Raw genomic sequence first — 3300 nt, 5'->3', positions numbered from 1 at the left:
ATGGTTCTTCGTTACTTGGTATGGTTCGATAGGGGGGCATAAATCGACTAAATCCTTATCTGGTAAGAGACTTAATTGATTAGTTCGCTCTATATCAAAAACAATTAACAAAAATCGCTAAATGCCTTTCTATATAAGGGTTCCATCCCTTATAACCCCCGTCCATTGCATAACAAAAACCGAAGAACCGTTTTCTTTCAGGTTCTTGTGAATCTAAAGCCCATTGGTATAATTGAAGTTGTCCTATTGTTTTTTCTAATTCACTGATAACTGAAGGCGTATCAAAGTCTTTGATTTCTACAGCAATTTTACGTTCTTCTTTTTCCGCAGCAAAAAACTTTTCTGCTCCTAAATCAGCTTTAAGCAAGGTTTTTTCTAAGGTTAGAATTAAAGGATCATCAGTGATTTTCCAACCCTCTTTTTCTAAAGTATGACGTAATGATAAATGTAGATCGTCTCGTCTGGACATCCTTATAAACCCTGCTTAAGAGGTTCGTTTACTATTTTACTACAGTTCGCCCTAATTCGGATTTATTATGACTGAAAAAGCGGTAAGGTGGGCAATGCTCACCCTACTATTTCTATTTTCGCTTGGTCAGGCTAGAGACTAACCCTAATCCTCCTAATCCTAACAAGGCAACAACGGAACTCAGTGCAGATCTGGTAGGGTGTGTTCCCTCATGCAAGTCCTACCGCTGCAGCGATAGATTTGAATGATTACAAGCTAAAAACGTCTAGGCACAGCGACGGACGGGAGTGCGATCGGTTATGATCGAGTTGTAAATTTTTGTTACGAAGTGCAGTCAGATTGAACAATTGGTGCCACAATCTTCGGGGAAAAGCTGATGTTATTTCGGCTGATTGTCAGCAATCTAGCTAAAGGAATTCGAAAGACTGCGATGACCTACTATAAAGACCTGACTCCCTACGAATATTTTGCCAGGCATGAACCGCCTGTACTAAGAGGTGAGCGTATGCTAACCACTCTCAATGTTGGTTGGCTCAGCGGCAACAAATCCTATTCAAAGGGGGAAACTTCTCAAGAGTTCAAGGATACACTGTTCCAACTCTGTCTGGACGAATACATCGTTAATATTGCTCGTGGGTTTCATGTATGCGAATTGTGCCGTGACATTTCCTATGAACAATGGTGCGTACCACGATATGGGGAAAAGACTCATTGGCTCAACATCGGAACTGGCGAGATCCGTGTGATTGGCCAATCTGCCATCTACGCTGCGCCTACACTCATCTATCATTACGTTGTGGAACACCAGTATAAGCCACCAGACGAATTCATCGAAGCCGTTGTTACGGGTCCTTCGCCAGAGTCAGAAGAATACCAAGCTCTCCGAAGAAAATTTCATTGATTCAAGTAAATGATATAGCGTTTCCTGTTCGCAAGAGGTACATTATTGATGTTGAAAAGCTTAATCAGCAAAGGTTTAATTGTGCCACATAGATGTGAGAACCGCTATAATAATCTAAAAACGTCTAGGCACAGCGACGGACGGGAGTGCGATCGGTTATGATCGAGTTGTAAATTTTTGTTACGAAGTGCAGTCAGATTCAACAATTGGTGCTGCAACCTTGCGGAAAAATTAGAATCTCAGCAGCGCTTGCTTACCACTAGCTTTATAGTCATTCATGCTTATCAAATCCCTAAAGGAGCTTCATGAGTCCTTGTTGGCACTTGTAGAAGCGCCGAATCAGAAAGAAGAACATTACCAAAAGTGGTTTGAAAATAACCGGATGATATTCTCTGTACTTGGTTTTTCGGAGGAAATACCTCACCCTTGCTCAATCAACATTGAAGGAGAGGAATACATCCCTGACTTCTTGGCAAGAGACTGTAGCGGTAGCTGGTTTGTCTTTGAACTCAAGAGGCCAGATATTAAAGTCCATACACAGAAAAACCGGCGTAGGACTTTCTATCGAGATTTTGAGTCATACATCTCTCAATGCAATGAGTATTCACTCTTTTTTGAGGAGACGGATAATCGAAACTTTATGAAGACAAAGTATGGGATCACCGTTCAGAGACAAGTACATAGCATACTTGTGGCATCAAGAGATGATTCGCTTGATAAACATTGGGTTCACGACGAAATTGTTAGGAATAGAAATTCAAGAATAACCTTGTTGACGTTTGATGATATTCTTTCATCTATCGAAAATCAAATCAGGCTTCAGGAGTCTCCACTGCTTCATCTACAAGGAGTTTCAGGTGCTGTACTCTTTTCGCATTTTGATCCAATAACTACACCTCAAGATCAATACCTGCTTGATTTTGGCAGTGATCCTATGAACAAAGTCTCGGTAGGATTCAATGCAAATTCGGTTTTTGTAGATATTACGATCAAAGGAAAATGCGTACCAACCAGAAGGCCTTTCTTATTCGTACTTGGGAATAAACCAAATCTACTTTACTTTCGGGTTGGTCTATCTGATTCATGTACACATATATCATTATCAATGAATGGCACTGAATCCATTGACAGAGTATTTGATCCCATGCACATAAAGACCGAATCAATTCACAATATCGTATGCGGATCTGACGTGATGATGAAGACACCCGCAAGCTCAATAATGTATGAGGTTATTGTCTATGCTTGTATACTCGATCATAAAGAGAAAGAGCAGCTCCTTTCATACTTTAACCAGAGATATCAATACTATCTCTCTCCACTAGCGATTCATCCCTTGCCTGGAATATTATTTGACGGCTTGAAAAGCCTGTACACCCCCGGCCATCCTTTTTCGACTGACAAAAAAATATCAGGAAAAAGTATTCTTTCAAATAAGATGTTAGGCTGGTACGATGCTGCGGGTGGAAACTTAACACTTTCTGACGGAAGTACTCCGCTGCCTGCGCCATATCTTGCGCAGCCCAAAGCCATGCCTCCTTACTCCTCTAACTAACCTGTAGTAGCTGTAGCTGTAGGGTGTGTTCCCTAATGTAACTCCTACTGCTCCACCGATCGATTTTGGGGAACGCACCATAGTCATTGATTCAAGCAAATGATAATAAGCTAAAAACGTCTAGGCACAGCGACGGACGGGAGTGCGATCAGATATAGACAAATATGGAGGCATTTTACCTTACTTTTTGGAGCCGTGATCTGTGGGCAATATGACATGATTAATAGAAGAAACAGGTGCGAAACGTTTAGGCATGAAATAGGGCTGAAATGCCTGAAATAACCGCCTAGTAAGGTCTTCAGTCCCCCGACTGAATCTAAGAGGTCAACCATGACCAACCTTATAACTGTTTATATGTCCCGACGTTTAGTATCG

3 protein-coding genes are annotated in these 3300 nt (G+C 41.3%); 2 read left to right on the top strand and 1 reads right to left on the bottom strand.

Annotation, left to right across the window (positions count from 1 at the left end; translation table 11 throughout):
* Window positions 1-94 precede the first annotated feature (94 nt).
* Window positions 95-469, bottom strand: a complete 375-nt coding sequence (locus tag O9295_RS04410) for an element excision factor XisH family protein (RefSeq protein WP_288032001.1) — start codon at window positions 467-469, stop codon at window positions 95-97.
* Window positions 470-845: 376 nt separating this feature from the next.
* Between O9295_RS04410 and O9295_RS04405 the strand changes: the two genes are divergently transcribed.
* Together O9295_RS04405 and O9295_RS04400 are read left to right on the top strand one after the other, a co-directional pair.
* Window positions 846-1370 carry a DUF7919 family protein gene (locus tag O9295_RS04405; protein WP_288031998.1) on the top strand — a complete coding sequence of 175 codons (525 nt, stop codon included), beginning with the start codon at window positions 846-848 and terminating at the stop codon, window positions 1368-1370.
* A gap of 316 nt (window positions 1371-1686) precedes the next feature.
* Window positions 1687-2925, top strand: coding sequence for a Shedu anti-phage system protein SduA domain-containing protein (locus O9295_RS04400; protein ID WP_288031996.1), 1239 nt, complete (start codon window positions 1687-1689; stop codon window positions 2923-2925).
* Window positions 2926-3300 lie beyond the last annotated feature (375 nt).

This window comes from Microcystis sp. LE18-22.4A (assembly GCF_027531105.1).
GTDB classification, from domain to species: Bacteria; Cyanobacteriota; Cyanobacteriia; order Cyanobacteriales; family Microcystaceae; genus Microcystis; species Microcystis aeruginosa.
Note: the sequence above shows the minus strand (reverse complement) of the source record. Positions and strands in the feature narration are given on the sequence as shown.

Excerpts from the sequence above, each read along its gene's own strand:
- O9295_RS04410 (WP_288032001.1), bottom strand. The coding sequence starts at position 469 with ATGTCCAGACGAGACGATCTACATTTATCATTACGTCATACTTTAGAA.
- O9295_RS04405 (WP_288031998.1), top strand. The coding sequence starts at position 846 with ATGTTATTTCGGCTGATTGTCAGCAATCTAGCTAAAGGAATTCGAAAG.